The sequence below is a fragment of the Streptomyces profundus genome, assembly GCF_020740535.1.
GTDB classification, from domain to species: Bacteria; Actinomycetota; Actinomycetes; order Streptomycetales; family Streptomycetaceae; genus Streptomyces; species Streptomyces profundus.
On record NZ_CP082362.1, the window covers coordinates 6,935,948 to 6,959,915 of the forward strand.

At 71.7% G+C, this 23,968-nt stretch carries 15 protein-coding genes; 8 read left to right on the forward strand and 7 right to left on the reverse strand.

Features of this window, described 5'->3' with window-relative positions:
• Positions 1-379: 379 nt before the first annotated feature.
• Both K4G22_RS29135 and K4G22_RS29140 read left to right on the forward strand, forming a co-directional pair.
• Positions 380-2,932 carry an alpha-L-arabinofuranosidase C-terminal domain-containing protein gene (locus K4G22_RS29135; RefSeq protein ID WP_228083451.1) on the forward strand — a complete coding sequence of 851 codons (2,553 nt, stop codon included), beginning with the start codon at positions 380-382 and terminating at the stop codon, positions 2,930-2,932.
• 210 nt (positions 2,933-3,142) lie between these two features.
• Complete coding sequence (locus K4G22_RS29140; RefSeq protein WP_228083452.1) at positions 3,143-3,631, forward strand: MarR family winged helix-turn-helix transcriptional regulator; 489 nt, start codon at positions 3,143-3,145, stop codon at positions 3,629-3,631.
• Positions 3,632-3,654: 23 nt separating this feature from the next.
• Here the strand turns inward: K4G22_RS29140 and K4G22_RS29145 are convergent, their stop codons facing one another.
• The 3 genes from K4G22_RS29145 to K4G22_RS29155 all read right to left on the reverse strand — a co-directional run bounded on the left by K4G22_RS29145 (position 3,655) and on the right by K4G22_RS29155 (position 7,096).
• Positions 3,655-4,392 (reverse strand): hypothetical protein, encoded by a 738-nt coding sequence (locus K4G22_RS29145; RefSeq protein ID WP_228083453.1) that lies wholly within the window; start codon positions 4,390-4,392, stop codon positions 3,655-3,657.
• A 303-nt stretch (positions 4,393-4,695) separates the two neighbouring features.
• Positions 4,696-5,484: a class I SAM-dependent methyltransferase gene (locus K4G22_RS29150; protein WP_228083454.1), complete on the reverse strand. Its 789-nt coding sequence runs from the start codon at positions 5,482-5,484 to the stop codon at positions 4,696-4,698.
• 112 nt (positions 5,485-5,596) lie between these two features.
• Positions 5,597-7,096, reverse strand: coding sequence for an FGGY-family carbohydrate kinase (locus K4G22_RS29155; protein WP_228083455.1), 1,500 nt, complete (start codon positions 7,094-7,096; stop codon positions 5,597-5,599).
• Between the two features lie 193 nt (positions 7,097-7,289).
• On the opposite strand from K4G22_RS29155, the gene K4G22_RS29160 reads away from it, so the two are divergent.
• Together K4G22_RS29160 and K4G22_RS29165 are read left to right on the forward strand one after the other, a co-directional pair.
• On the forward strand, positions 7,290-8,084 hold the full coding sequence (locus K4G22_RS29160) for an Fpg/Nei family DNA glycosylase (RefSeq protein WP_228083456.1): 795 nt from the start codon (positions 7,290-7,292) through the stop codon (positions 8,082-8,084).
• A 167-nt stretch (positions 8,085-8,251) separates the two neighbouring features.
• Positions 8,252-8,785: a ferritin-like domain-containing protein gene (locus K4G22_RS29165; RefSeq protein WP_228083457.1), complete on the forward strand. Its 534-nt coding sequence runs from the start codon at positions 8,252-8,254 to the stop codon at positions 8,783-8,785.
• A gap of 79 nt (positions 8,786-8,864) precedes the next feature.
• Here K4G22_RS29165 and K4G22_RS29170 read toward each other — a convergent pair whose 3' ends face one another.
• Positions 8,865-10,895: an ABC transporter ATP-binding protein gene (locus K4G22_RS29170; protein ID WP_228083458.1), complete on the reverse strand. Its 2,031-nt coding sequence runs from the start codon at positions 10,893-10,895 to the stop codon at positions 8,865-8,867.
• 646 nt (positions 10,896-11,541) lie between these two features.
• Here K4G22_RS29170 and K4G22_RS29175 point away from each other — a divergent pair.
• Positions 11,542-12,561 carry a hypothetical protein gene (locus K4G22_RS29175; protein ID WP_228083459.1) on the forward strand — a complete coding sequence of 340 codons (1,020 nt, stop codon included), beginning with the start codon at positions 11,542-11,544 and terminating at the stop codon, positions 12,559-12,561.
• A gap of 11 nt (positions 12,562-12,572) precedes the next feature.
• On the opposite strand, the gene K4G22_RS29180 is transcribed toward K4G22_RS29175, so the two are convergent.
• Positions 12,573-14,876, reverse strand: a complete 2,304-nt coding sequence (locus K4G22_RS29180; RefSeq protein WP_228083460.1) for a DEAD/DEAH box helicase — start codon at positions 14,874-14,876, stop codon at positions 12,573-12,575.
• An 81-nt stretch (positions 14,877-14,957) separates the two neighbouring features.
• Positions 14,958-16,142, reverse strand: a complete 1,185-nt coding sequence (locus tag K4G22_RS29185; protein ID WP_228083461.1) for a Cmx/CmrA family chloramphenicol efflux MFS transporter — start codon at positions 16,140-16,142, stop codon at positions 14,958-14,960.
• 481 nt (positions 16,143-16,623) lie between these two features.
• Between K4G22_RS29185 and K4G22_RS29190 the strand changes: the two genes are divergently transcribed.
• Together K4G22_RS29190 and K4G22_RS29195 are read left to right on the forward strand one after the other, a co-directional pair.
• Positions 16,624-17,382, forward strand: coding sequence for a B3/B4 domain-containing protein (locus tag K4G22_RS29190; RefSeq protein WP_228083462.1), 759 nt, complete (start codon positions 16,624-16,626; stop codon positions 17,380-17,382).
• 664 nt (positions 17,383-18,046) lie between these two features.
• Complete coding sequence (locus K4G22_RS29195) at positions 18,047-20,089, forward strand: tetratricopeptide repeat protein (protein WP_228083463.1); 2,043 nt, start codon at positions 18,047-18,049, stop codon at positions 20,087-20,089.
• A 94-nt stretch (positions 20,090-20,183) separates the two neighbouring features.
• On the opposite strand, the gene K4G22_RS29200 is transcribed toward K4G22_RS29195, so the two are convergent.
• Positions 20,184-21,131, reverse strand: coding sequence for a carbohydrate kinase family protein (locus K4G22_RS29200; protein ID WP_322785146.1), 948 nt, complete (start codon positions 21,129-21,131; stop codon positions 20,184-20,186).
• A 344-nt stretch (positions 21,132-21,475) separates the two neighbouring features.
• On the opposite strand from K4G22_RS29200, the gene K4G22_RS29205 reads away from it, so the two are divergent.
• Positions 21,476-23,911 carry a glycoside hydrolase family 95 protein gene (locus K4G22_RS29205; RefSeq protein ID WP_228083464.1) on the forward strand — a complete coding sequence of 812 codons (2,436 nt, stop codon included), beginning with the start codon at positions 21,476-21,478 and terminating at the stop codon, positions 23,909-23,911.
• The last annotated feature ends 57 nt before the right edge of the window (positions 23,912-23,968 follow it).

Genomic DNA, 23,968 nt, shown 5'->3' on the forward strand with positions numbered 1-23,968 from the left:
TGCCGTCATGCCGGCTCCAGGCAACCATCTCCGGGAGGCCCGCTCCCTTGTCGCTGCTTCCTGCTGGTAATCAGATAGTGCCATCTCGGTGGTCAGGATTTCATTGCCAGAATCCGGCAATCTTAACGCTTCTTTAATGCCTGCCCGCCGCCGCGAACCCCGGTCACGCACCCGGCGGGGGTGCTCGCGGTCCGTGCTCGCTCCTCGGGTGGCATGCCCGCAATCCGCCGGCCCGCGCGAGGTGTTGACGGGGTGTGGGGGTGCCCCTATGGTCCGTTCGAGTGACTGAGCAGCGTCCGGCATGTCGAACGTTGAGGTCGGAGGGTCACTCGTCCGTGCGAGACCAGAAGCCAGAGGGCCCCCACCTTCAGGAGACCGCATGTCAACCAGGAGACTCAGGACGGGTCTCACCGCCGGCGCCCTGATCGTCGGCGTACTCGTCGTCGCGCCGCCCACCGTCGCCGACCCGGTGGCGGCGGAGACCGACTACAGCCTCTCCGTCGACGCCGGCGCGGCGGGCCCGGCCATCGACGACACGCTCTACGGCGTCTTCTTCGAGGACATCAACCAGGCGGCGGACGGCGGCCTCTACGCCGAGCTCGTCCAGAACCGCTCATTCGAGTACAACCAGGCGGACAACGCCTCGTTCACCCCGCTGACCGCCTGGCGGGAGATGTCGGTCGGCGCCACCGGCACCGCCGAGGCGGTGGACGACAGCGGCCGGCTGAACGAGAACAACCGCACCTATCTGCGGCTCGACCTGGACGGCGACGGCACCGCGCCCGAGGCCGGCTACGGCCTGGCCAACGCCGGCTGGGGCGGGATCGCCCTGGACGCGGGCGCCGCCTACGACTTCTCCGTCCAGGCCCGCACCGACCAGTCCCGCACCCCCCTGACCGTCCGACTGCGCGACGGGCAGGGGGCCGACCTCGCCGAACCGCTGACCCTCGACATCGCCGGCGACGGCTGGGCCCGCTACTCGGGCACCCTGCGCGCCACCGGCACCACCGACGCGGGCGAGATCGTCGTCACCGCCGGCGGCGCCGGCAGCGTGGCGCTCGACATGGTCTCGCTCTTCCCCCAGGACACCTATCTGGGCCGGGAGAACGGCCTCCGCCCCGACCTCGCCCAACGCGTCGCCGACCTGGAGCCCAGCTTCGTCCGCTTCCCCGGCGGCTGCGTCGTCAACACCGGCAGCCACGAGGCGTACGAGGCGCCCGACTTCCCGAGGGAGCGTTCCTTCCAGTGGAAGGAGACCGTCGGCCCGGTCGAGGAGCGGCCAACCAACCACAACTTCTGGGGGTACAACCAGTCCTACGGGCTGGGCTACTACGAGTACTTCCAGTTCAGCGAGGACATCGGCGCCCTGCCGCTGCCCGTGCTGCCCGCCCTGGTCACCGGCTGCGGCGAGGACCACCACACCGACGACCCCGAGCTGCTCCAGCGGCACATCCAGGACGCCCTGGACCTGGTCGAGTTCGCCAACGGCCCGGCCGACTCCGAATGGGGCGCGCTCCGCGCCGAGATGGGACACCCCGAGCCGTTCGGCCTCACCCATGTCGCGGTCGGCAACGAGGAGAACCTCGCCGAGGAGTTCTACGCCAACTTCGAGCGGTTCCGCGAGGCCATCGAGGCCGAGCACCCCGGCATCACCGTGGTGAGCAACTCGGGCCCGGGATCGAGCGGTCCGCTCTTCGACCACCTCTGGCGCCTCAACACCGAGGGCGGCGTCGAGCTGGTGGACGAGCACTTCTACAACTCGCCCGCCTGGTTCCTGGAGAACAACGACCGCTACGACTCCTACGACCGCGAGGGTCCCGACGTCTTCCTCGGCGAGTACGCCTCCCGGGACAACACCTTCTACAACGCCCTCGCCGAGGCGTCCTTCCTCACCGGCGTCGAACGCAACGCGGACATCGTCAAGATGACCTCCTACGCCCCGCTCTTCGCCCACGAGACCAACCACCAGTGGCATCCGGACCTGATCTGGTTCGACAACGACGAGTCCTGGCCGTCGGCCAGCTACGAGGTGCAGAAGCTGTTCAGCACCAACCGGGGCCACCAGGTGGTGCCCAGCGAGGCCAGCGGCACACCCGTCGCACTCGACCCGATCACCGGCGCGGTGGGCCTCGGCACCTGGCTCACCAGCGCCGCCTACGACGATGTGACGGTCACCTCGGCCGATGGGGCGACCCTCTTCGCTGAGGACTTCTCCGCCGGCGCCGACCGCTGGAGCGGGAACGGGAACGGGAGTTGGGCCGTCCAGGACGGCGCCTACGTCCAGGGCGACACCGCGGCCGAGGACGCGCTGGTCACCGCCGGCGACCCCGGCTGGCGGGACTACGACCTCAATGTGACCGCCACCAAGCAGGCCGGTGCGGAGGGCTTCCTGATCGCCTTCGGCGTCCAGGACACCGGCAACTACTACTGGTGGAACCTCGGCGGCTGGGGCAACACCTCGTCCGCCGTGGAACGGGCCGAGGGCGGGGCGAAGAGCACGCTGATCCAGAACGGCACCACGATCGAGACCGGCCGCGCCTACGACATCGAGATCCAGGTGCGGGGCCGCCAGGTCACCCTCCTGCTGGACGGCCAGGAGTGGGGCAGCTTCACGGACGACGCGATCGCCGAGCCGTTCCGCCAGGTGGTGACGCGCGATCTGGAGACCGGTGAGCTGATCGTCAAGGTGGTCAACGCGCAGCAGGACGCCGCCCGTACGACGATCGATCTGGGGACGGATGTCCAGGTCGGGACCAGTGCGGAGCTCACCGTGCTGCGGGGCGCCCCGGAGGCGGTGAACACCCGCACCGAGCGGCCCATCCAACCGGAGACCTCGACCCTGGACGGGGTGGACAGCACCTTCACCCACACCTTCCCGCCCTACTCCGTGACGTTCCTCCGGATCCCGACGGAGGGGGCGCCGGCGGACTAGCCATGCTCCCCGCCCCCGGTTCTGGTCATGGCCAGGACCGGGGAACGGAGAGTTGGCGTCCCGTTCGATCCGTCCGCCGATGGATCGAACGAGGCGACGCCTGATGGACGTCAACCCGGCGCCACATGGTTCCGAGTACAGCTCAGCCCAAGCTCCGGTTCTCGTCGGATTGGATGATCTATCAACAAAAATCCGTTAGGGTGACCGGCCATGACCCCCGAATCGCAGTGGCTCTCCGCGCCGGAGGGCCGCGCCTGGCGTTCCTACCTGCGGATGCACGGCCAACTGCGGGCGCGGCTGCTCCAACATCTGATGCGCGACTCGGGGCTCTCCGAGGCCGACTACGAGGTGCTGGTGACGCTGGCCGGTTCGCCCGACGGGCGGATGACCTCCCGCGAGGTGCGGTGCGCCCTGATCTGGGAGAAGAGCCGCCTCTCCCATCAGGTGCGGCGGATGGAGCAGCGGGGGCTGATCATCCGCGAGGTGAACCCGGCGGATGCCCGCAGTTCGCTGCTCCGCCTCACCGAGTGGGGCGGCGAGGTCATCGAACGCGCGGTGCCGCCGCATGTGGAGCGCGTGCGTGAACACTTTCTCAGCCTGCTGAGCCCCGCGGAGTTGGAACTGCTGACCAGGGTCGGCGAGCGGGTGCTGACCCATCTGGCGCGGGAGGACGAGGTCGACCCGCCGCGCGAGATCTGAGCCGGGCGGCGCCGCTCTCCCGCTCAGCCCTGGCTCGCGCGGATCGCCTGGAGCCCGTCGGTGGCCCGGTCGAGGTCGACCTGGTAGCGGGGGAGCACGCGCGTCAACTCCGCGTAGCCGCGCACCCCGTCGCCGGCCAGTCGGCGGATCTCGGCCCGCTGGCCGAGCCCCTGGCAGCCGGGCAGCACGGCGGCGCGGAACCGTCGCCGCTCCCGGATGAAGGGCATCGGCTCCTCCAGGCCCACCGGCCACCGACCACCCTCCCGCGCCAACACCCGTGGGTAGGTGGTCATCAGACGGGCCATCAGCAGCCGGGACGAGGCCGCCCCGGCGATCCGTTCGTCGGCCGGCACGGGGGACTCGTCGGCGGGGTCGAGGCGGGGCAGCGGGGGTGTGGCTCCCGAGAGCAGCGGACCGATGTTCTCGGGAACACCGCCCGTGGGGTCGGCCAGATGCGCGGACGCCAGCGTGGTGCGGGCGTGCGCCAGCGCGAATCTGCGGGATCTGGCGGCCTCGATCACCGGAACGCCCTCGCGGCCGATGGCGCCCAGCGCGTAGAGCACCGGGGTGTGGTCCGTGCGCGGCCGGACGTCCCGTTCCTCCTCGTCGCGCCGCGCCACATTGCGGTACAGCAGAAATGCGTTGATGCCCCGTTGGTAGGCCAGGCCGGCGCGGGTGGTGCGGCCGGCCTCCTGAAGCTCCCGGGCCTGTCGCCAGGCGTCGAGCGCCTCCTCCAGGCGGCGTCGGGTGTCGCGTGCCATCGTCCATCCCGTGGTGAGCGTTCGTCGGCGCGGGGGTGGCGCGCCGCCCCCACACCACGCTACCGGGTGGTCCTGACGGTCCTGACGGTCCTGGTGGTTCGAGGTGGGCTGGGTGGGGAGCGGGGCGGACTGCTTGTCCGGGCAACTCGGTGAGTTACCGGACAGCTACGGAGGGTTGTTTGCCAGCCTGGTGAGTTGGCGCCCATGTGTGACATCTTTGCCGATGATTGACCGATGTGGCGCCAACAGTGAGCGCGGACCTGGGCATCCCCTGTCGCCGTGCCCCTCGCGCTGCCGGCGGTCTCAGGCGGAGTCCGGTCGGGCAGCGGGCTCCGGGAGCGGGTGTGCGATCAGCGCGAAGCGGTGGCAACTGACGCGCATCGGCTGACCGTTGCTCATCCGCTGGTGCAGCGCGTCCAGTCGCTCAGCATAGCGATCGACGTCGAAGTCCGGTACATGCCAGGGGGTGATGCGCAGGAACAGCACCAGCGCGGCGATGTCCGAGATCTGGTCCCCGACCAGCGCCTCCTCCTGCCAGTCGACCGCGAAGCCGCCACTCGTCAACTCCGCCACCGCGGACGCCAGGGAGAAGCCCCGATAGGTGTGGGGCGGGGCGCCCAGGGCCGCGTTCACCTCCTCCAGATCACGGCCGCCGACCTGCTGGGTGACGAACACGCCGTCCTCCGTCAGCACCCGGCGCAACTCGGCCGGGTCGTAGGCCGTGTGACGGCTGACGACCAGCTGGAACGAGGCGTCGGGAAAGGGGAGCCGGCCGTCCTCGCCCGGCTCCACCACCGTCACGCCCAGCGGTTCGAGGCGTCGGCTGGCGATCGGCACGTTGGGCGGGTACCCCTCGGTGGCCGCCACCCGGGCCGGCAGCGGGCCGAGCGAGGAGAGCAACTCGCCACCCCCCGTGCCCAGATCGAGCAGTGAGCCGACCCTTGGCAGCCGCTCCCGTACCAGGCGCTCATAGCTCCACGGCAGGATCTCCCTCGGGTCCGGCAGTCGGCCCTCGAAGCGCGTGAAGTCCCAGCCCTCGAACGGAGTTGTGAGCCCCTCATCGATCAGCACCCGCAGTGCGTCATTCCCCATGCGGGCCATTCTGTGAGGCCGACGACCGGCCCGCCAGAAGGTTTCCGACTGACCGCGGCGGATCTCGGCGGATCGCGACTGGTGGCGGTGGATCGCGGTGGGGCGCGGCTGGTCATGGTGGGCCCGCGTCGGCGCGCTGTCGGGCCGCGAGGGCGTGGGCGGCTTCTCGGGTGGCCGGATAGAGGTCGCGGTAGAGACCATAGAGCTGCGCGTAGCCCGCCGCCGTCGTGGGGTCGGGCTCCACCCGCTGCTCGATCGGGTTCCAGGAGGCGATGGCCGTCGGCGCCGCCCGGCCGGTGCCCACCGCGGCCAGGAAGGCGTCGCCATAGGCCGCGCCGATGGTGTGCCGGGGCATCTCCTGCGGCCGGCCGGTGACGTTCGAGACGATACGGGGCCACAGCTCCCTGGCCCCGCCGCCCACCGCCACCAGCCGTGTGACCTGACCGCCGGCGGCGTCCATCGCCTCCAGATGGTGACGCACCCCGAAGGCCGTCGCCTCCAGGGCGGCGCGGTACAGATGGCCGCGCCCATGGCGCAGCGTCAACCCCAGCACCAGACCACGCGCGTCGGGATCGAACAGCGGGGTCCTCTCACCGGCGAAGTAGGGCAGCATCAGCAGCCCCTCGGCGCCCGGCGGCAGCGTGCCCGCCTCCGCCGCCAGGGTCTCGTAGTCGGTGCCCGTGAGATCCCGCAGCCAGCCGGTGACCGCACCCGAGGTGGCCATGCCGCCGGCGAGACAGTAGGTGTCGGGGAAGACGCCCCTGGCGCACCAGAGATCCGGGGTGGGGCGAGGCGCGGTCACGACGTTGACCAGGAACATCGTGGTGCCGTACATCAGCATGAGGTCCCCTGGCTCTGCGACGCCCACGGCGGTGGCCTCGGCCCAGGCGTCGACCGTGCCGGCCACCACGGGGGTGCCGGCGGGGAGGCCCGTCGCGGCCGAGGCCTCCCTGGTGACCTCGCCGACGACCTCCGCCGGCCACACCAGCCGGGGCCATTCGAGGCCGGGCGCCACCTCCTCGCACCACTCCTCGATCCACCGGCCGCGCCGCAGGTCGTAGAGGGGCACGCACTGGCTGGCCGAGTGGTGGTCCAGGACGTAGGCGCCGGTGAGCCGGTACACCAGATGGGAGCTCGCCATGAACCAACGCCGGGCCCTGGCGTACACCTCGGGCTCCGCGTCTCGCAGCCAGGCGAGCTTGGGCCCGACCGCCTGGCTGGTCAGCGGCGACCCGCAGCGCTCCAGCACCTCGGCGGTGCCGAACCGGTCGCGCTGCCGCTCGATCTGCTCGCCGGCCCTGGTGTCCACGCCGTAGAGGATGGCCGGGCGCAGCGGGGAACCGTCCGCTTCGGTGGGCAGCAGGCAGGGGCCGATGCCGCTGACGCCCACGGCGGCGATGGACTCGTCCGGCGGTGCCTGGGCGCGGAGTTGGGCGACGAGCGTTCGGAAGTCGCGCCACCACACCGCCTCCGCGTCGTGCTCCACCCAGCCGGGACGGGGGGTGGAGGTCCGGTGCTCCGTGACGGCCTGGGCGACGAGGGTGCCGTCGGGGCGCAGCAGCACGCCCTTGGAGCCTGAGGTGCCGATATCGATTCCGAGCAGCAGGGGCATGGCACGCTCCGAAGGTGTCGAGGGGCGGCTGGGGTGGGCGTGTGCGTCCGGGACATGGCCGGGAATCCGTCGGTCGAGCACGGATCCTAGGCGCGGATGTCGAGGCGCTGACCGGGTGGGCCGCTGACTGGTGGGTGTTGGCCGGATGGGCGTTGGCAGTGCCGGGACGGCGGGATCGTCGTAGCCTGGGCCTATGCCCGAACTGTCGGATGTCGAGGCGTATCGCCGCGTCCTGGCCGAATGCGGGCCGGGACATCGCGTCGAGCGTGTCGAGGTGAGGGACGCCGGAGTGCTGCGCGGCGGCCTCACCGCCGGACGGCTGCGGGACGCCCTCGCCGGGAGCCGCGTCACCGAGCCGCGACGCCACGGCAAGTGGCTGATCATGCACACCGAGGGGCCCGCGTTGCTCCTCCACTTCGGGATGACCGGGCAACTGGTCTGTGCCCGGGCGGCCGAGGCCCCGGCGGCGCACGACCGGGTGCTGTTCACCCTGGACGACGACCGGCAACTCCGTTTCCGGGACCAGCGCAAACTGCGCGGTATCTGGCTCGCCCCCACTCCTGGCGATGTCGACCACCTGCTCGCCGACCAGGGGCCCGACGCCCTGGGCATCAGCCGGGCGCAGCTGACCGACGCGCTCTCCGGGCGCCCCCGACAGCTCAAGGCCGCGCTGCTGGACCAGTCGGCCATCGCGGGCCTTGGCAACCTGCTCTCCGACGAGATCCTCTGGCACGCGCGGCTGCACCCGGCCCGGCGCACCAACCAACTGAGCGGGGAGCAGCGTGGCCGCCTCGGCCGGTCGTTGCACCAGGTGCTGCGCGTCTCCGTCCGGGCCGGACACGTGCCGGCTCGACGCTCGTGGCTGACCGGGCACCGCGACAGCGAGCACGGCGGCTGTCCGCGCTGCGGCACGGAGCTGGCCCATGGCAGGTACGCCGGTCGGGGGACCGTCTGGTGCCCCCACGACCAGCCGGCGCCCGCCGGCTGACCTCCCCGTACGGCGAAGCCTCCCGCTGCGCCATTGGAGTCGGGCTCAATCCCTTCGGCGCGTGCCGATCGGTCGGCAACCGGGCGGCTGCCTACTGTCCGGAACCGAGACGCGCGCGCCCACCGGAAGCGCTGTCGCTCAGCCCGCCGCACGAAGGAGACCTCCCCATGACCGACGACTTCGTCCTCGATGTGACCAGGATTCGCGACGAGGCCAGGGCACGGATGGAGGCCGGACCGGTGACCGACACCTACGGCCTCAACCACGACCGGGTTATCGGGGTGCTCAACGACGTGGTCGCCACCGAGGTGGTGTGCTGGCTGCGCTACACCCGGCACGCCATCGCCGCCACCGGGATCGACCGCGCCCAGGTGTCCGCGGAGTTCACCGAGCACGCGAAGGAGGAGATGGACCACGCGCTGCGCGCGGCCGAGCGTGTCTCCCAGCTCGGCGGCAACCCCGACTTCGACCCCGCCACCCTGGCCAAGCGCGCCACCACCGATTACACCGCGCCGCGTGACGGCGATCTGGAGGCGATGCTCAAGGACAACCTGCTGGCCGAGCGCATCGTGATCTCCACCTACCAGGAGATCATCCGCTGGCTCGGCAACGAGGACCCCACCACCCGGCGGCTGCTGGAGTCCATCCTGGAGGAAGAGGAAGAGCACGCGGACGACCTGGTGGACTTGTTGGGTATCTGAGCCGGCGCGCGGAGCACCGCCGCTCGCCCACTCCGTCGCCGGCCACCCCGGGCGAGCCCGCCCGGGGTGGCCGCCTCGTCTAGGCAGTCCCCTCATGCTCCACCGCTTCGGTCAGCCCGCCTCGCGCCATCGACGGCGGCGCGCCGCCGCCCCGAGGCTCGGGCACCGGACGGAACTGGGCGGCCTGGAGATCGTGCAGCTCGCGGAAGTGCCCGCCCTCCGCGCGGGAGAGCAACTCCTCCGGGGTGCCGGACTCCACCAGCCGGCCCTCGTGCAGCACATGGACCACGTCGGCCTGGCGTACCGAGGCCATCCGGTGGGTGATCAGCACGATGGTCTCGCCCTGGTCGGCGAGTGACCTGATCTGCTCGAAGACCCGCTGCTCCGCACGCGCGTCCAGGGCCGCCGTGGGCTCGTCCACCACGAGCAGCGGCGCGTCCCGGTAGTGCGCCCTGGCGATGCCCAACCGCTGCCACTGCCCGCCAGAGAGCTGATGGCCGCCCTGGAAGGTCCGTGAGAGCAGCGTGTCCCACCCCCTCGGCAGCCCTGCGACCAACTCTCCGATGCCGGCATGGCTGGCGGACTCCGCCAACCGCCCCTCGTCCAAAGGGACTTCGGTCCTGGAGATCGTGGTGTTCACCCGGGCGGTCATCGGCCAGCGGTAGTGGTCCTGGTGCACGATGGAGCAGTGCCGGAAGATCGCCTGGCGGTCCAGTTCGGCGATGTCGATGTCGTTCCAGCGGATCGTGCCGCTCTGCGGGAGGTAGAGCCCGCAGAGCAGCTTGGCCAGGGTGCTCTTGCCCGATCCGTTCTCCCCGACGAGCGCCACCACCGCGCCCCGGTCCATCGGGAGGGTGAGTGACAGATCCCGCAGCACGGGTTCCCCGTGGCCTCCCGGGTAGTGGAAGGTCACCCGGTCGAAGCTGATCTCCCGTACCTTCCGGGGCAGGGGGCGCCCACCCTGGGGGATCCTGCGGTGCTCGGACTCCAGCATCAACCGATCCAGATCGCCCACATAGAGCGACTCCTCGTGCAGGTAGTTGATCTGCCGAACGAGACTGTCCAGGTTTCCCGTTCCGCTGCGGATGGCCAACACCGCCGTGCCGGCGGCGGCCAGCGCCATCGTGCCCGTCCAGAGCAGCCCGGCCAACAGCAGATAGGTGCCCAGGGTGGCGAGACCCGTGCAGAGGGCGGCCAGCACCTCGGTGCGCGCCGCCAGCCGGGCGAGCCTGGCCTGCTCGTTCTCCTGACTGACCGACATGCCACGGAAGTGCCGCAGGAGATAGGGGCCCACGCCGTGCACCCTGATCTCGGGCGCTGCGTCGGTGTCTGTGACCAGCCTGCTCAACATGCCGGCAGCCCTGCCTTGTTGGACCCAGCGGTGGAAGCTGCGGTAGCGACGCCGCGCCACACTCAGGGTGGCCCAGGCGCGTGGCAGCACGATCAGGGCCAGCATCGGCAGCAGTGCCGGATGCAGGGTGGTCAGCACGGTGGCGGCGGCCAGCAGGGACAACAGCGCCCCGACGACGGAGACGCTGTGCCTGATCATGTTGCGCGCCGAAGTGGCCCCGTACTGTGCCGACTCCAGCAGCCGGTGGAAGTCGTCGTCCTCCATGGCCGACATCTCCACCTGGTAGGCGCGCTCCAGATAGCGTTCCCTCGCGAGCCGCTCGACCTTGGGCTCCAACGGCCCGGTGAGCATGGTCGACAGCGCGCCGCAGAGCGCGCCCACCGCGGCCACGCAGCCCAGGAGCACGGCGACCGGCAGGGCGTCCCGCAGCCGGTCCGTGATCTCGCCGCCCGCCAGCAGCCTGGTCAACAGCCAGTTGACCCCCAACAGGCCAAGCGCCTGGCAGACACCGGCCGTCAGCTCGGCCAACGCGACGCGGGTGGTGGCACCCCGGTCGGCTCGCCAGGCGAGACCGACCGCCCGGCCAACCAGGCGCGGCATCTGGCTGACCATGGTGCGCAGGCCCAACTGGAAGCGCTCGTCCTCGTGTCGCGCCCACGAGGTGTCATAGACGAGCTGGCCGCCGAACAGCTCCCGCTCGGATTCGGACACCTCGACCTCGGGACCGAGGTCGTCGGACTTCGTGCGGCGTGGTCTCATCGTGCGCTCCTCTCCTGCGACGGCGCGCGGCTCGGGGCCGGTGTGACGGGGTCGGTGTGACGGCTGGGCATGGCATCGCCTCTTCCGGGCGGGATGGGAAACGGCAGGGCGAACAGGCGGTGACATCAGCCGACTTGGTCGCCCTGGGTGACGTGTTGGCTACTTTATGGTTCGGCTCTGACAGTCGTCCGGGGATTTCGCCGCGTCTGTCGCCTCCCGGTGGCCAGTTACCGTGCCTACCGGTATGGCGTCAGGTTCGGTCCCGCGTGATGTGCGAGAGGGAAGCGAACACCGGCCCTTCCGCTCGCCTACGTGTTCGCCCAGGCTTCGCCGACCGTTGCACCGGCCAACCGGGGTCCCCGCGACCGCCGCCGGGCAACCCCCGTTTGCGGGCGGTTCTCCCGTCCCAGCTGCGGCGAGGACCCGAGCAGAGCGATGGGAATCGGCCAACTCACAGTCGGCGCACGGCATCGATCAACGCGCCCCCGGCGCACTTTGACCAGCGCCGCGAGCGCGGCCCGCCCCCTCACCGCGGTGTGCTCCCCTCACGCGGTCCAGGGCAGGCGTTCTGTCAGAGGTGCCTCGTACGATGCCGGGCAGACGTGGGCGCCAGCCGAGGCGCGTGCGGTGAGAGGAAGTCGTAACGATGGCGAACCCGCAAGAGGACCTGAGCCGTTGGGGCCTGTACTGCTTCGCCCCGAGGGCGCGCCGCACTCCCCACACGCTGGTGCGGGAGCAGGGCAACGGCGCCCTTCTGTACGCCGCCCGCCGGGGGGTGCGCCCACACGAGTTCGGCGTCGCGCCGCCATCGGAGGAACGACTCGCCGGCCTGGTCGAGTTCGGGCTGCTGGAGCGGCGTGGGGATCTCTTCACCACCGCGTTCCCCGTGCTGGGCCCGGAGATCATGGCGGAGTTGCGTGCCGGGTTGGCCCCGTTGGCCGAGCGAACGGCCGCCCGGGCGGCGCCCGCCGCGCGTCGGATCGGGGCGGAGCTGGCTGGCCAGGGCCTGCCGGACAGCGTCTACGCCATCGTCTTCGGCTACGCGCTGGACGGCCTGCTCTGGCCAGCCCTGGCCCGCCGGGTGCCGCTGCCCGACACCACGCTCACCCCGGAACGCCCCTGGTGGAACGGTGCCTTCTGGGCGGTGTACCCGCCACGTCCCGGCGCCGCGGGCACCAACTTCGTCCGCTCCGCATCGGGCACCCTCACGATGGTGTGGACGGACGCCACGCAGTCCCACCTCCGGGCCCTGGCCCGCGCCGAGAGTGGGGCGGTCCTGCGCGAGCCGCTGGCGCCGCGAGGCGAGGGAGAGGTGATCGACGGGGACGGTCGCGTCTGGCGGCTGCGGCGCCCCGACGGCCGGCTCGCACTGCCGGTGGTCGGCGTGGCGGGCCCGCTGGACGAGCAGGCCGAGGCCATCGCCGAAGAGGTGGTGGACGCGCTGGTCACGCCGGATGCGCGGCGGATCGGCGCCCTCGTCGACGCCGCACCCGAGGTCGCCACCGTGGTCCTCGCCCACGAGTTCATCTGGAGCGTCGCCCAGGGCCTCGTCGCCTCCGGCACCTGTCCGCCGCCCCCGTCCCTCGCTCAGCCGCTGAGGCCCGAGTCCACCCCGGTCGATCTGCTCTTCTTCGAGGTGCCCAACGCCCCTGCCGGTGCGGGCTGATGACGCGGCACTCACTCATCGGTTCCGGCGGTGGCCCCGTCGTGCTCCTCCTCGCCGTTCTGGCGGCCCTCGCTGTCCTTGCCACCCCGGACGTCCTGACCCGCCGCCTCCGACGTGTCCCGGGCTCCGGCGTCCGTCGGGCCGGGGCCGGTCGTGGCCAGCCGGCGCTGCTCATCCTCGACGATCCGACGGGCCAGAGCGGCGTCCGAGAGGTCCACGGCGTCGTCGGCGGACGCCGCCGTGGCGCTGTGCCGGGCATACGCGTCGAAGAGGCGCTCCTTGCGGGCGAGCAGCGCCAGCATGCGCTGGTCCACGCTGTCGGTGGCCAGCAGCCGATGCACCTGGACGCGACGCACCTGGCCCATCCGGTGGGCGCGCGCCACGGCCTGGCTCTCCAGGGTCGGCTTCACCTGCGGCTCACAGATGATCACCACGGACGCCGCCTGTGCGTTGAGCCCCACGCCGCCGGCCTGGATCTGGCACAGCAGCACCGCGTGCCCCTCGACCGCGGCGAACCGGTCCAGCAGCTCCTGCCGCCTGGCCGCGCCCAGACGCCCGTCGACCAGGCCGATCGGAGCCGGCTCCAGGGCGCCCCCGACGGTGCGGAGCACCTCCCGGAAGAAGGAGAACACCAGCACCTTCCGTCCGTTGGCCGCCGCCTCGGCGACGATCTCACGCAGCCTCCCCAGCTTGGCCGAGGTGGTCGGGTCCGCGTAGCCGGCTCGGCGCATGGCCATGAAGTTCCCCTGGGCCACGGCCGCCCGGTAGGCCGCCAGGTCCCCGGGCGAGAACTCCTCCCACTCATCCACCCGCACCAGCTCCGGCAGCTCCGTCAGCACGTCCCGCTGGTTCCGGCGCAGATAGACCGGCGCCACGGACCGGCGGAACGCCCGCGCCCCCGCGACGGCCTTGCGTTGATGGACCTCGTCCACCACCTCGGGCCGCAGGTAGCGCACCAGCTCGCGGAACTCCTCCACACGGTTCTCCATCGGAGTCCCGGTCAGAAACAGCACCCGATCCACCCGTCGCGTCCAGCCGGCGACCGCCAACGACCGCTGGGCGGCACGGTTCTTGACGAAATGGGCCTCGTCCACCACCAGCATGGCCACCTCGGGTCCCGGCGCCTCGGGCCCTGGCAGCGCCCGCAGCCCGTCGAAGGTGGCGACGGCGACCCCGCCGTGCTCGGCCCACTCCGCGCGGCCCGCCTCACGCTCGGCGCCGTGCAGCCGGAAGGCGGGGAGCGTGCTGCGCTCCTCGATCTCCCGTATCCAGTTGACGAGCACGCTCGCCGGCGCGACCACCAGGAAGTGCCGCGCCCCCTCGGCGCGCAGATGGGCGAGCGCCGCGATCGCCTGCACCGTCTTGCCCAGGCCCATCTCGTCGCCGAGGATCGCGCGTCGCTGCGCCAACGCGAACCTGGCACCGAAGCTCTGGTAACCGCGCAGCGCGACCCGCCGATGGGTGTCGTCCAGCGGCTGCCGGCGGACCCGCGCGACCACATCCGTGGGGAGGAACCCCTCAGCCGCCTCCCACGCGCCCGGCGCGGACGACAACTCCCCGAGCGCGGTGTGGTACTCGGCCGCCCGAGAGGCGAAGTCCAGCCACGCCGCCGCCTCGGACGGCGGCTGGCGCAGCAGATCGGCCGAGGTTTGGGCGAGCAGGGTCGGCACGTCCCGCTCCTGGAAGTCCCGCAGAGCCGTGGCCAGCCGGGGGAGCGCCGCACGCGCCGCCGCACGCCCCCGGCGGCCGGCGACCACCATGCGCAACCGGCTGGACGCCGGGCGCGCGTCGGCCAGCAGCGCGCCCACCTCGCGAGCCACCCGCTCCGCCGTCTCCACCGCGCGAGCCAGCCCCGGCCCGGCGGCGACCAGCCGCCCCAGCGCGACCACCAGGGCCGTGTGCCCGGGATCGTCCCGCCGCTCGATATCCAGCCGGATGGTCACGGTCTCCTCCGCGGCGAGGGCGATCTGCCGTGCCGCGCCCTTCGCATGCCGCGCCGACAGCTCGCCCACGCCGGGAATCCGTCGGAGCCGGTACTCGGTGGCGTCGGCGATCCGGCCGACCGTGTCGAACCCCGCGTCCTCGAAGGCGCCGATCCGCAGCCGACCGGAGGTCACCTCGCGCAGCCGGGACACCGGGATGCGGCCCAACTCCGCCCGCACCGACTCCGCCAGGAGCGGCGCCAACGCCGCCCGCGCCTCGGCGTCCGCCCCCGTTCGATCCCGCGCCACGGCCTCAGCCGCCGCGACCAACGCGTCGGCCCGGGCGCAGAGTTCCCGCACGGCGCGCCCGGCCCGCCAGGTGACCTCGACCATCACGCCCCCGTCTCACCCGCCGGCACCCGAGCCCCATCATGGTCCACCCGGCGCCGTGCGGCCTCGCCAGGGCGGGGCGGCTCACCGCTCCAGGAGCGTCGGCCTCCCCGCCCGGCGTCGCCGCGCACCGCCAGCCACCACGCCGGTGGCCAGGGCCCCCGCCACCAACAGCGCGCTCAGCCAGGCCGGCGCGCGATAGCCAAGACCGGCATCCAGCGCCAGCCCACCGGCCCAAGGGCCAAACGCCGCACCGACGTTGAACGCGGCGGTGGCGAACCCACCGGCCAGCCGAGGCGCGTCGGCCGCGGCGTAGAGCACCATCGAGATCAGGGTCGAGCCCACGGCGAAGGACAACGCGCCCTGGACGAACACCAGGACAAGCATCGCCGCCGGCTCACCGGCGGTCAGGGCCAGCGTTCCCCAGCCCAGCAGCAGAGCCGGCCCGCCGACCCACAGCAGCGGGCCGGAGGCGGTGTCCGCCAGTCGCCCGGCGATCGTCACCCCGACGAAGGAGCCGAGGCCGAACAGCGCCAGCACCCCGGGCACCCAGGCGTCGACCAGGCCCCCGATCTCGGTCGCCAGCGGCGCCAGATAGGTGAAGGCGCAGAACGTGGCGCCGTTCACCAGCGCGCCAAGGGCCAGCACCAGCAGCAGCCTGGGACGCCGCAGGGCGCGCAACTCGTCACGCGCGCCGGCGCCGGCCACCGCGGCGGGCTCCGGCGCACCCGCTGGGACAGCACGCGGGATCGCGAGCAACGCGGGCACCGACACCAGCGCGACGGCCCAGAACGCGGCGCGCCAGCCCCAGAGTTGACCCAGCAGCGCACCACAGGGCACCCCCACCACACAGGCGGACGTCACCCCGCCCAACAGCATGGCGGTGGCCCTCGCCTTGGCATCGGGAGCCACCATGGCGGTCGCTGCGACCAGCGCCACGGCCAGGAAACCGGCGTTGGCCAGGGCCCCGACGACCCGCGTCGCCAACAGCAGCGGATAGCTGGTGGTCAACGCCCCCAGCACATGGGTGAGCAGAAAGACCGCGAGAAAGGTCCACAGCGCCCCGCGACGGGACCAGCGCAGACTCAGCAGCGCCATGGCGGGCGCCCCCACGATCATCCCGACGGCGAACGCCGACGTCAGCGAGCCGGCGGCGGAGACGGACACCCCCAGGTCGGCGGCGATCTCCGGTACCAGCCCGGCCAACATGAACTCGGAGGTCCCCTGGGCGAAGACCGCGAGGCCCAGCAGGAAGACAGCGAATGGCACGACAACACTCCACAACCACATCGTGGATCGACAAGGAGAATCGACACGGCGGCGGCGTCCCGGACCGGCCCGCCGCGACATCGGTCACGAAGCGCGGGCGGGCCGGGCGGGGGAGTGCTCAGGCGAGGACGGAAGGTCGTCGATCCGGAGACGGAACATCACGCGGCCACCGTGCGAGAAAGGCCCAAGGGGCGAGAGATACCCAGGGGTCCGCGAGCCGGTGGCAACGCCCAGCCCGCGCTGGCCCGCACCCGGCTGACGGGGGCGCGGCGGCGCGAGACGACGAGAAGCCACCGGGGGACCGGTGGCTAGCGTCTGGAAGACTCCGGGCTGGACACGGCAGGCAGCATAGCCGCACCGCCGGGCCACGTCGATCCGCTCTCCCCGCGTCGGCCCCGGTCCGGCCCGTGAACGGGCAGCTTCCCGGCGGCGGTGCGTCGCTAGACTGACGCCGCCTTCGCCCAGCCGCCCAGGGAGTGACGTGTCCGCTACCGCCCTCGACTCCGACGACCTCAAGGCCCCCGAGGACCTCGCGGCCTGGCTCGCCACCGCGACGGTGGCTCCCGAGATCGGCGCGCTCCGCCCCGATTACCGGGCGCTGCTGATCGCCGCCGACGGGCTGCGCCCCGGCCCCAGCGACGAGACCAGTGAGCGCCTGCTCGCCGAGGCGGAGAACGAGGCCAGGGCGCGCTTCGCCGACACCCCCCATGGCGAGCACCCCCATCTCGTGGCCTGGCACGAGGCGTTCCGGGCCGCCGGCGCGAAGCCCAAGCGCACCCGCCCCAGCGCGGACGCGCTGCTGCGACGGCTGGCCACGGGGCTGCCCCGCGTCAACCGCCTCACGGACATCTACAACGCCATCTCCATCGCCCATGTGGTGCCCCTCGGCGGGGAGGACCTCGACCACTACCGTGGCGCGCCCCGGCTGGAGCGCGCCACCGGCGAGGAGACCTTCGACACCACGGCGGGCGGCGCGTCCGTGGTGGAGTCGCCCGACCCCGGCGAGGTGGTCTGGCGGGACGGCCTCGGCGTCACCTGCCGCCGGTGGAACTGGCGCCAGTGCCGCCGCACCCAGCTCACCGACACCACCGCCCGCGCGCTCTTCGTCCTCGACGCGCTGGGCCCCATGGACACCCCCGCGCTGGAGCGCGCCGGCGACGCCCTGGTCGACGCCCTGCGCACGGCCAGCCCCGACCTGCGGGCCACCACCCGCCTCATCCCCGCGCCACCGGCCGACTGAGCGCAGAACCGAAGCCCCGCACCGCCCATTCCGAGGGATGTGCCACGGGTACGCCCTCTGGTTGACACGCGCTCGGCTGTGCGAAAGTCCTTGAAGGCCATCCCTGACCCAAGTGGTAAGTCGCCGCACGGGCGAGCGGACCGGCCGCCTGGGGGCGCTGGTGTGGTTTCGGGTACGAGATCCGCGGGATGCGAGGGCTGGCGGGCGATGGCGCCTCCCGGCCCGGCCGGGTGCACGCCGCCGACGCACATCCTTCTTCCGGGCTATGTCAGTACTCCGCAACGACGCGGATGCCCGGGCGAACACAGGTTCGCCCACCTCCCCCCTGTGGAGCCGTGCCACGGGTCGGGCCGTGCTCCAAGGGCGCATACTGGAGGCCCACATGTGCTGCCACTCAATACCCACTCAGCCTCGATGCTGTGTGGAAGGTCTGGAATGGCAGCATGAACGGGGCCCCGGCCGCTGGACGAGGAGGGTCCGGGCTATGTGATGTGCCGCGCCGGAGTGGGCGTCGGTGCGCGCGGGGTTGATCACAGGGACACTCTGGGGGGCACGAGTGCGGGATTCCGATGGTCGGACACCTGGGGCGGCGGCAGGCGCCCACAACGACCTTTCTGGCACGAACAGCGGCAACAGCGTTCAGGCGACCGCCATCCATGGTGATGTGTACTTCGGTGATCGACCGCCTCCCGCCTCCCGAACGCCGCGCCAACTGTCGCCGCGGCCACGACATTTCACCGGGCGTGCAGAGCATCTGGCCAAGTTGGACGCGGTCTTCGAGCGAGCCGTTGCCGAGGGCGCGCCGGGCCTGGTGATGATCAGCGGCCCGCCCGGCGTCGGGAAGACCTCGCTTGCCCTGGCCTGGCTGCATCGCCGCATCGCGCGCTTTCCGGACGGGCAGCTCTATGTCGACCTCCGGGGCCACCGCATCCATCAACCGATCGACGTCAGCACCGTGTTGCCCCGCCTTCTGCACGCGTTGGGTGTGGCACCCGAGACCATACCCGGCGACCTGGCCGGGCAGACCGTGCTGTTCCGGACGGTCACCGCCGACCGGCGGCTGGCGGTGCTGTGCGACAACGCGATGTCCGCAGCCCAGGTCCGTCCACTGATACCGGCCTCACCGGGCAGCGTATGCCTGGTGACCAGCCGTTGGCGGCTCACCTCACTGGCGCTGGACGGCGCCGAGATGCTTCCCCTCGGCCCACTGGACACCGGATCGGCCCTCGAACTGCTCGGCCGCATCGTCGGTCAGGAGCGGGTCGCGGCGCACGCCGCCGCCGCACGTGAGTTGGTGACGGCCTATGGACGCTTCCCGTTGGCGGTCTGTGTGGGGGCGGCGCTGCTGGCGAGCCGGCCGGGGTGGAACGTCGCGACCGCCGCCAGTCTTGTGATCAGCCCGCATACGGCAGCCGCCGACGCGCCCGAGGAGGTCTCCATGGACACCAGTCTCGACCAGTTCTATGCCGCACTGCCCGAGGCGGCCAGGCGGCTCTATCGACGGCTGGGATCGCATCCCGGCCCGGAGTTCGAAACCGAACTGGCGCTGGCCGTAGCCGAGTCAGGACCTGCGGTCGGGGATCCGTCCGGCTCGTTGGCGACGCTGGTCGAGGCGAACCTGCTGACAGCGGTCTCGGCCGGCCGTTACCGGTTCCACGATCTGATCCATCGGCACGCTCAGACGCGCGGCGAGACGGAGGACGAGCCGGCGCAGCGCGTCGAGACGGAGCGGCGCATGATGGACCACTATCTGGCCACCGCCAACGCGGCGGACGCCGCGGCTTCCCCACTTCGCCGGCGGCCGGAGCCGCATTACGCGTACCCACCGGAAAGCACGCGGACGTTCCCCGATATCGCCAGGGGAATCGCATGGTTCACCCTGGAGCACGCCAATCTCATCGCGACACAGCGCCTCGCCGTGGAAAGGGGGTACGACGAGGTGGTATGGCAACTCGCCGACGCGATGTGGCCGTTGTTCACTTATCTGCGCCCCCACCATGACTGGATCACCAGTCATGAATGGGGTGCCGTCGCCGCCGCGCGCATCGGAAACCCGCTGGGTGAGGCGCGGATGCGCATGGGGCTCGGCATCGCCCTTCGCGAAGGCGGTCGCCACGCGGAGGCGCTGACCGCGCTCGATGAGGCACTGGCACTGCGCCGAGCCCTGGACGACCGCAGGGGAGAGGGGAACGTGTTGCACTACGTCGGGCTTACGCACCGCCACCTGGGTGACCTGCGACGGGCCGCCGCGTGCCTCACCGAGGCGGTGGAGCTCCGAAGTGAGGTGGGCGACAAGCGGGGGGTGGCGCGGGGGCAAGCCGAGTTGGGGGATCTGGCGAGCCTGCGAGGAGACCATCAGCGGGCGTTCGCCCTGCTCGGTTCCGCGCTGGAGACGCTGATGGAGGCGACAGCCGCTGACCACGGCGTGATCGCCCGGCTCCGGCGGCTGATGGGCGAGGCGTGCCTCAGGGCCGGGCAGCCGGCGGAGGCGCGCGCCCACCTGGAGAAGGCGCTGGTCCTGCTGAGCGAGGTCGGCCCGGTCTTCGAGGCCGGACGTGTGCATGAGGCGCTCGCCGAGGTGGCGGAGGAGTTGGAGGAGGACGAAACGGCTCGTCTACACCTCGTTCGGGCCGAGGAGGCGTACACCAAGGTCGGCGCCGTATCCGACGCCCAGCGGGTGGCTCGCCCCGCCGCTGAGCAGGCGTGACGATCGGCCGGCGCGCGGGATACCGCGCGCCGGCCCGAGCCGCCGGAGCCGGACCGCCCGGCCGGTCGACGGCCGGCGGCCCTCGCCCGGCGGCTCAGCCGTCGTCGCCGGTCCCGGGCAGCCAGGAGCTGATCCTCGTGCGCAGCGGGTACACCTTCCGCAGTGCGGTCAACTCCCCGGCGGTCAGAAACCCTTCGGCCGCCGTGTCCGCGCCGATCTTCCAACCGGCGAAGAGCACGGCCGACTCCAGCGCCTCTACCGGTTCGCCGGCGGTGAGCCATCCGTGTAGGAACGAGGCGAACAGCGCGTCGCCGGCTCCGTCGGTGCTGCGCACGGGGCGTGGGGTGACGGCGTCGATCTCGACCAGGCGTCCGTCACGAAGCCCCATGACACAGCCCTGCTCGCCCCGCCCGACGGCGGCCAACTGGCAGCCCGGGTAGCGGTCGAGTACCTCGCCTATCCACTCCGCGGGCGGGAGCCGGAGCTGTTCGTGACTGCAGAAGAGCACGTCGGCCGCTTCGAACCAGGGGCGTTGCTCCGGATCGGTCAGGTCCGCGGCCAGATGGAGGTCCACGGCGACGGGCAGCTTCAGCAGGTTCTTCGCGGTGTGCAGGAAGGGCTCGCCGAAGGGGTTGCTGGCGACGACCACCAGGTCGGCGTCCACGGACTGCTCGATGAATCGCTCCATCGGGTAGTCCAGGGACGCCCCTGAGGTCCAGGCGGCTCTGGCCACGCGCCCGTCCGGCTCGACGAGGATCACTGTCTTCGCCGACTCCGGCGCGTCGGCCACGCCGCGTCCCTCCAGCCCGTGCCGGCGCAGCGCGGCGCGAATGACCTCGCCTGCCTCGTCGGTTCCGACCAGTGTGCAGATCCTGGGATCGCTTCCCAGGCTCCGCAGAGCACTTCCGATATTGAAAGCGCCGCCGACCACGGCGCATCGCATCCAGGATGTCCGGTGATGCGCGTGATACGGCAGTGGAAACGTTTCGACCGGCATCGTCATGGCCAGTCTGGTCATTCCTACGATGGTGATGTCAGGCATGTTCCTCTCTCCCCCCGTCTTTCTCGAATTCCGGGCGGGACAAAGCCCGTCGAGTTTGATTGTGAAGGGGGTGCCCGGACAGAAACGTTGCAGTTTCCGTGCGGAGACCGAGCAGTGCGACGACTCGGGGCGCTGGCGTGGTACGCCGGGGCCGGTTCGGCGACGCTCCCCCCGGCCCGCGCCGCCTCGAGGTGCCTCCAGGACATCCCATGTACTGCTCGTCAGATCGGGCTGGTTGGTGGTTTTCTCGGTCTCTGCCGGTTCTCTTGCCGAGTTTTCATTGGATGTCTAGCCTGACTCAGGCCCTGGCAACCGTCATGCATGTTGGCCCCAGGAGGCCCACGATGAGGCAAGGGATCACGCGTAGGAACGCCATCAGGACGGCGATGGGAGGTGCGGCGGCTATGGCCGTGGGAGGTGTGTCCGTGGCGTCGGCTACGGCGACGGGCTCCGCCGGGGGCGGTGCGGCGGTGGCCGCTGAGCTGTCGCCCGAGTTGACGCTCTGGTATGACGAGCCGGCGAACGAGTGGGAGAGCGAGACGCTGCCGATCGGGAACGGCGCGCTGGGCGCGGCGATCTACGGGGGCGTGGCCGCCGAGCGCCTCCAGTTCAACGAGAAGACGCTGTGGACGGGCGGTCCGGGCTCGCCCGGTTACGACTTCGGCAACTGGCGTGAGCCGAGGCCCGGCGCGATCGCGGACGTCCAGGGGCAGTTGGACGCCAACGGCGGTGCCACGCCGGAGGAGGTCGCGGCCAGGCTCGGACAGGGGAAGACCGGCTTCGGTGCCTACCAGACCTTCGGCGAACTCACCCTGGACTTTCCCGACACCCCGGAGAACCCCGAAGGCTACCGCCGGGAGCTGAGCATCGCCGAGGCCGTCTCCTCGGTCGGCTACACCGCGGGCGGCGCCCGGCACACCCGGGAGTACTTCGCCTCCTACCCGGCCGGGGTGATCGTCGGCCGGATCGCGGCGGACCAGGGCGGACAGGTCTCGTTCACCCTTTCCTACGAGGGCCCGCACCAGGGCGCCCAGGTGAGCGCGGCCGACGGCCGGATCACCGTGCGCGGCGCGCTCCAGGACAACGGGCTGGTCTACGAGGCGCAGGTCCAGGTGCTGACCGAGGGCGGCAGCCGGGGTGAGGACGGGAACAGCGTCACCGTCTCGGGCGCCGACGCGGCGTGGTTCGTGCTGTCCGCCGGTACCGACTACGCCGACAGCTACCCCGAGTACCGGGGCGACGATCCGCACTCCGCGGTGACCTCGGCCGTCGACGCCGCCGCGGGGCAGGGCTACCAGCAGCTGCGCGACGCCCATGTCGCCGACTACACCGCGCTGTTCGACCGGGTGGCGCTCGACATCGGGCAGCGGATGCCCACGGACGTGCCCACGGACGCCGTGCTGGCGGGGTACGGCGGCGGGGGTTCCGCGCAGGACAGGGCGTTGGAGGCGCTGTTCTTCGCCTACGGCCGCTATCTGCTGATCGCGTCCTCGCGTCCCGGCTCGCTGCCGGCGAACCTGCAAGGGGTGTGGAACGAGTCGACCGCGCCGCCGTGGTCGGCCGACTACCACGTCAACATCAACCTCCAGATGAACTACTGGCCGGCCCATGTCACCAACCTCTTCGAGACGACGGGTCCGCTGCACGAGTTCATCGACGCGCTCCGCGCCCCCGGACGCGAGTCCGCCCGGCAGATCTTCGAGTCGCGCGGCTGGGTGGTGGGCAACGAGACCAATCCGTATGGCTTCACCGGAGTGCACGACTGGGCCACCTCGTTCTGGTTCCCGGAGGCCGGCGCCTGGCTCAGCCGGCATCTGTGGGACCACTACCGCTTCACCCAGGACACCGGTTTCCTGGGCGCCACGGCCTATCCGATCCTCAAGGAGGTGTCGGAGTTCTGGCTGGACAACCTGCACACCGACCCGAGGGACGGGCTGTTGGTGGTCAGCCCCAGCTACTCGCCCGAGCACGGTGACTTCACGGCGGGCGCCGCGATGTCCCAGCAGATCGTCCGGGAGGCGTTCACCTCGACGCTGGCCGCGGCCGAGGTCCTGGACGCGGATCCGGAGCTGCGCCAGCAACTGGCGACGGCGCTCGAAGGGTCGGACCCGGGGCTGCGCATCGGCTCCTGGGGACAGTTGCAGGAGTGGAAGGAGGATCTGGACGATCCGAACAACGATCACCGCCATGTCTCCCACCTCTACGCGCTGCACCCCGGCAACCAGATCACGCCGGGCAGCCCGGAGGCGGCGGCTGCCGAGGTCTCGTTGAACGCCAGGGGCGACGGCGGCACCGGCTGGAGCAAGGCGTGGAAGATCAATTTCTGGGCCCGTCTTGGCGACGGCGACCACGCGCACACCATGTTGGCCGAGCAGCTGAGGCAGTCCACCCTGCCCAACCTGTGGGACACCCACCCGCCGTTCCAGATCGACGGGAACTTCGGCGCCACATCGGGTGTGGCGGAGATGCTGCTGCAGAGCCATCACGGCGAGGTCGAGCTGCTGCCCGCGCTCCCGGGGAGCTGGCCCGACGGATCGGTGACCGGGCTGCGTGCCGTCGGCGACGTCACGGTGGACATCAGCTGGGCGGACGGGCAGCCGACGACGGCCCTGCTCACCGCCGGCCGGGACGGTGTCCTGCGGGTGCGCGGCGATCTGGTGGCCGGGGGCTGCTCGGTCACGGACCGGACGGACGGCGGGGTGACCACGCTGGCGGCCAGTGACGGGGTGGTGGAGCTCCGGGCCCGCGCCGGGCACTCCTACGAGATCACCGCCGGCTGACCCGTGAGGTCCGGGGCCCCCGCCGGTGGGTGGGGGCCCCGGACGTCCGTGCCGGTG

What these genes read in the sequence shown, in the direction of transcription:
- K4G22_RS29135 (WP_228083451.1), top strand. Translation starts at nt 380, where the DNA reads ATGTCAACCAGGAGACTCAGGACGGGTCTCACCGCCGGCGCCCTGATC.
- K4G22_RS29200 (WP_322785146.1), bottom strand. Translation starts at nt 21,131, where the DNA reads ATGCCTGACATCACCATCGTAGGAATGACCAGACTGGCCATGACGATG.
- K4G22_RS29175 (WP_228083459.1), top strand. Translation starts at nt 11,542, where the DNA reads ATGGCGAACCCGCAAGAGGACCTGAGCCGTTGGGGCCTGTACTGCTTC.
- K4G22_RS29155 (WP_228083455.1), bottom strand. Translation starts at nt 7,096, where the DNA reads ATGCCCCTGCTGCTCGGAATCGATATCGGCACCTCAGGCTCCAAGGGC.
- K4G22_RS29150 (WP_228083454.1), bottom strand. Translation starts at nt 5,484, where the DNA reads ATGGGGAATGACGCACTGCGGGTGCTGATCGATGAGGGGCTCACAACT.
- K4G22_RS29160 (WP_228083456.1), top strand. Translation starts at nt 7,290, where the DNA reads ATGCCCGAACTGTCGGATGTCGAGGCGTATCGCCGCGTCCTGGCCGAA.
- K4G22_RS29140 (WP_228083452.1), top strand. Translation starts at nt 3,143, where the DNA reads ATGACCCCCGAATCGCAGTGGCTCTCCGCGCCGGAGGGCCGCGCCTGG.
- K4G22_RS29205 (WP_228083464.1), top strand. Translation starts at nt 21,476, where the DNA reads ATGAGGCAAGGGATCACGCGTAGGAACGCCATCAGGACGGCGATGGGA.
- K4G22_RS29170 (WP_228083458.1), bottom strand. Translation starts at nt 10,895, where the DNA reads ATGAGACCACGCCGCACGAAGTCCGACGACCTCGGTCCCGAGGTCGAG.
- K4G22_RS29145 (WP_228083453.1), bottom strand. Translation starts at nt 4,392, where the DNA reads ATGGCACGCGACACCCGACGCCGCCTGGAGGAGGCGCTCGACGCCTGG.
- K4G22_RS29180 (WP_228083460.1), bottom strand. Translation starts at nt 14,876, where the DNA reads ATGGTCGAGGTCACCTGGCGGGCCGGGCGCGCCGTGCGGGAACTCTGC.
- K4G22_RS29165 (WP_228083457.1), top strand. Translation starts at nt 8,252, where the DNA reads ATGACCGACGACTTCGTCCTCGATGTGACCAGGATTCGCGACGAGGCC.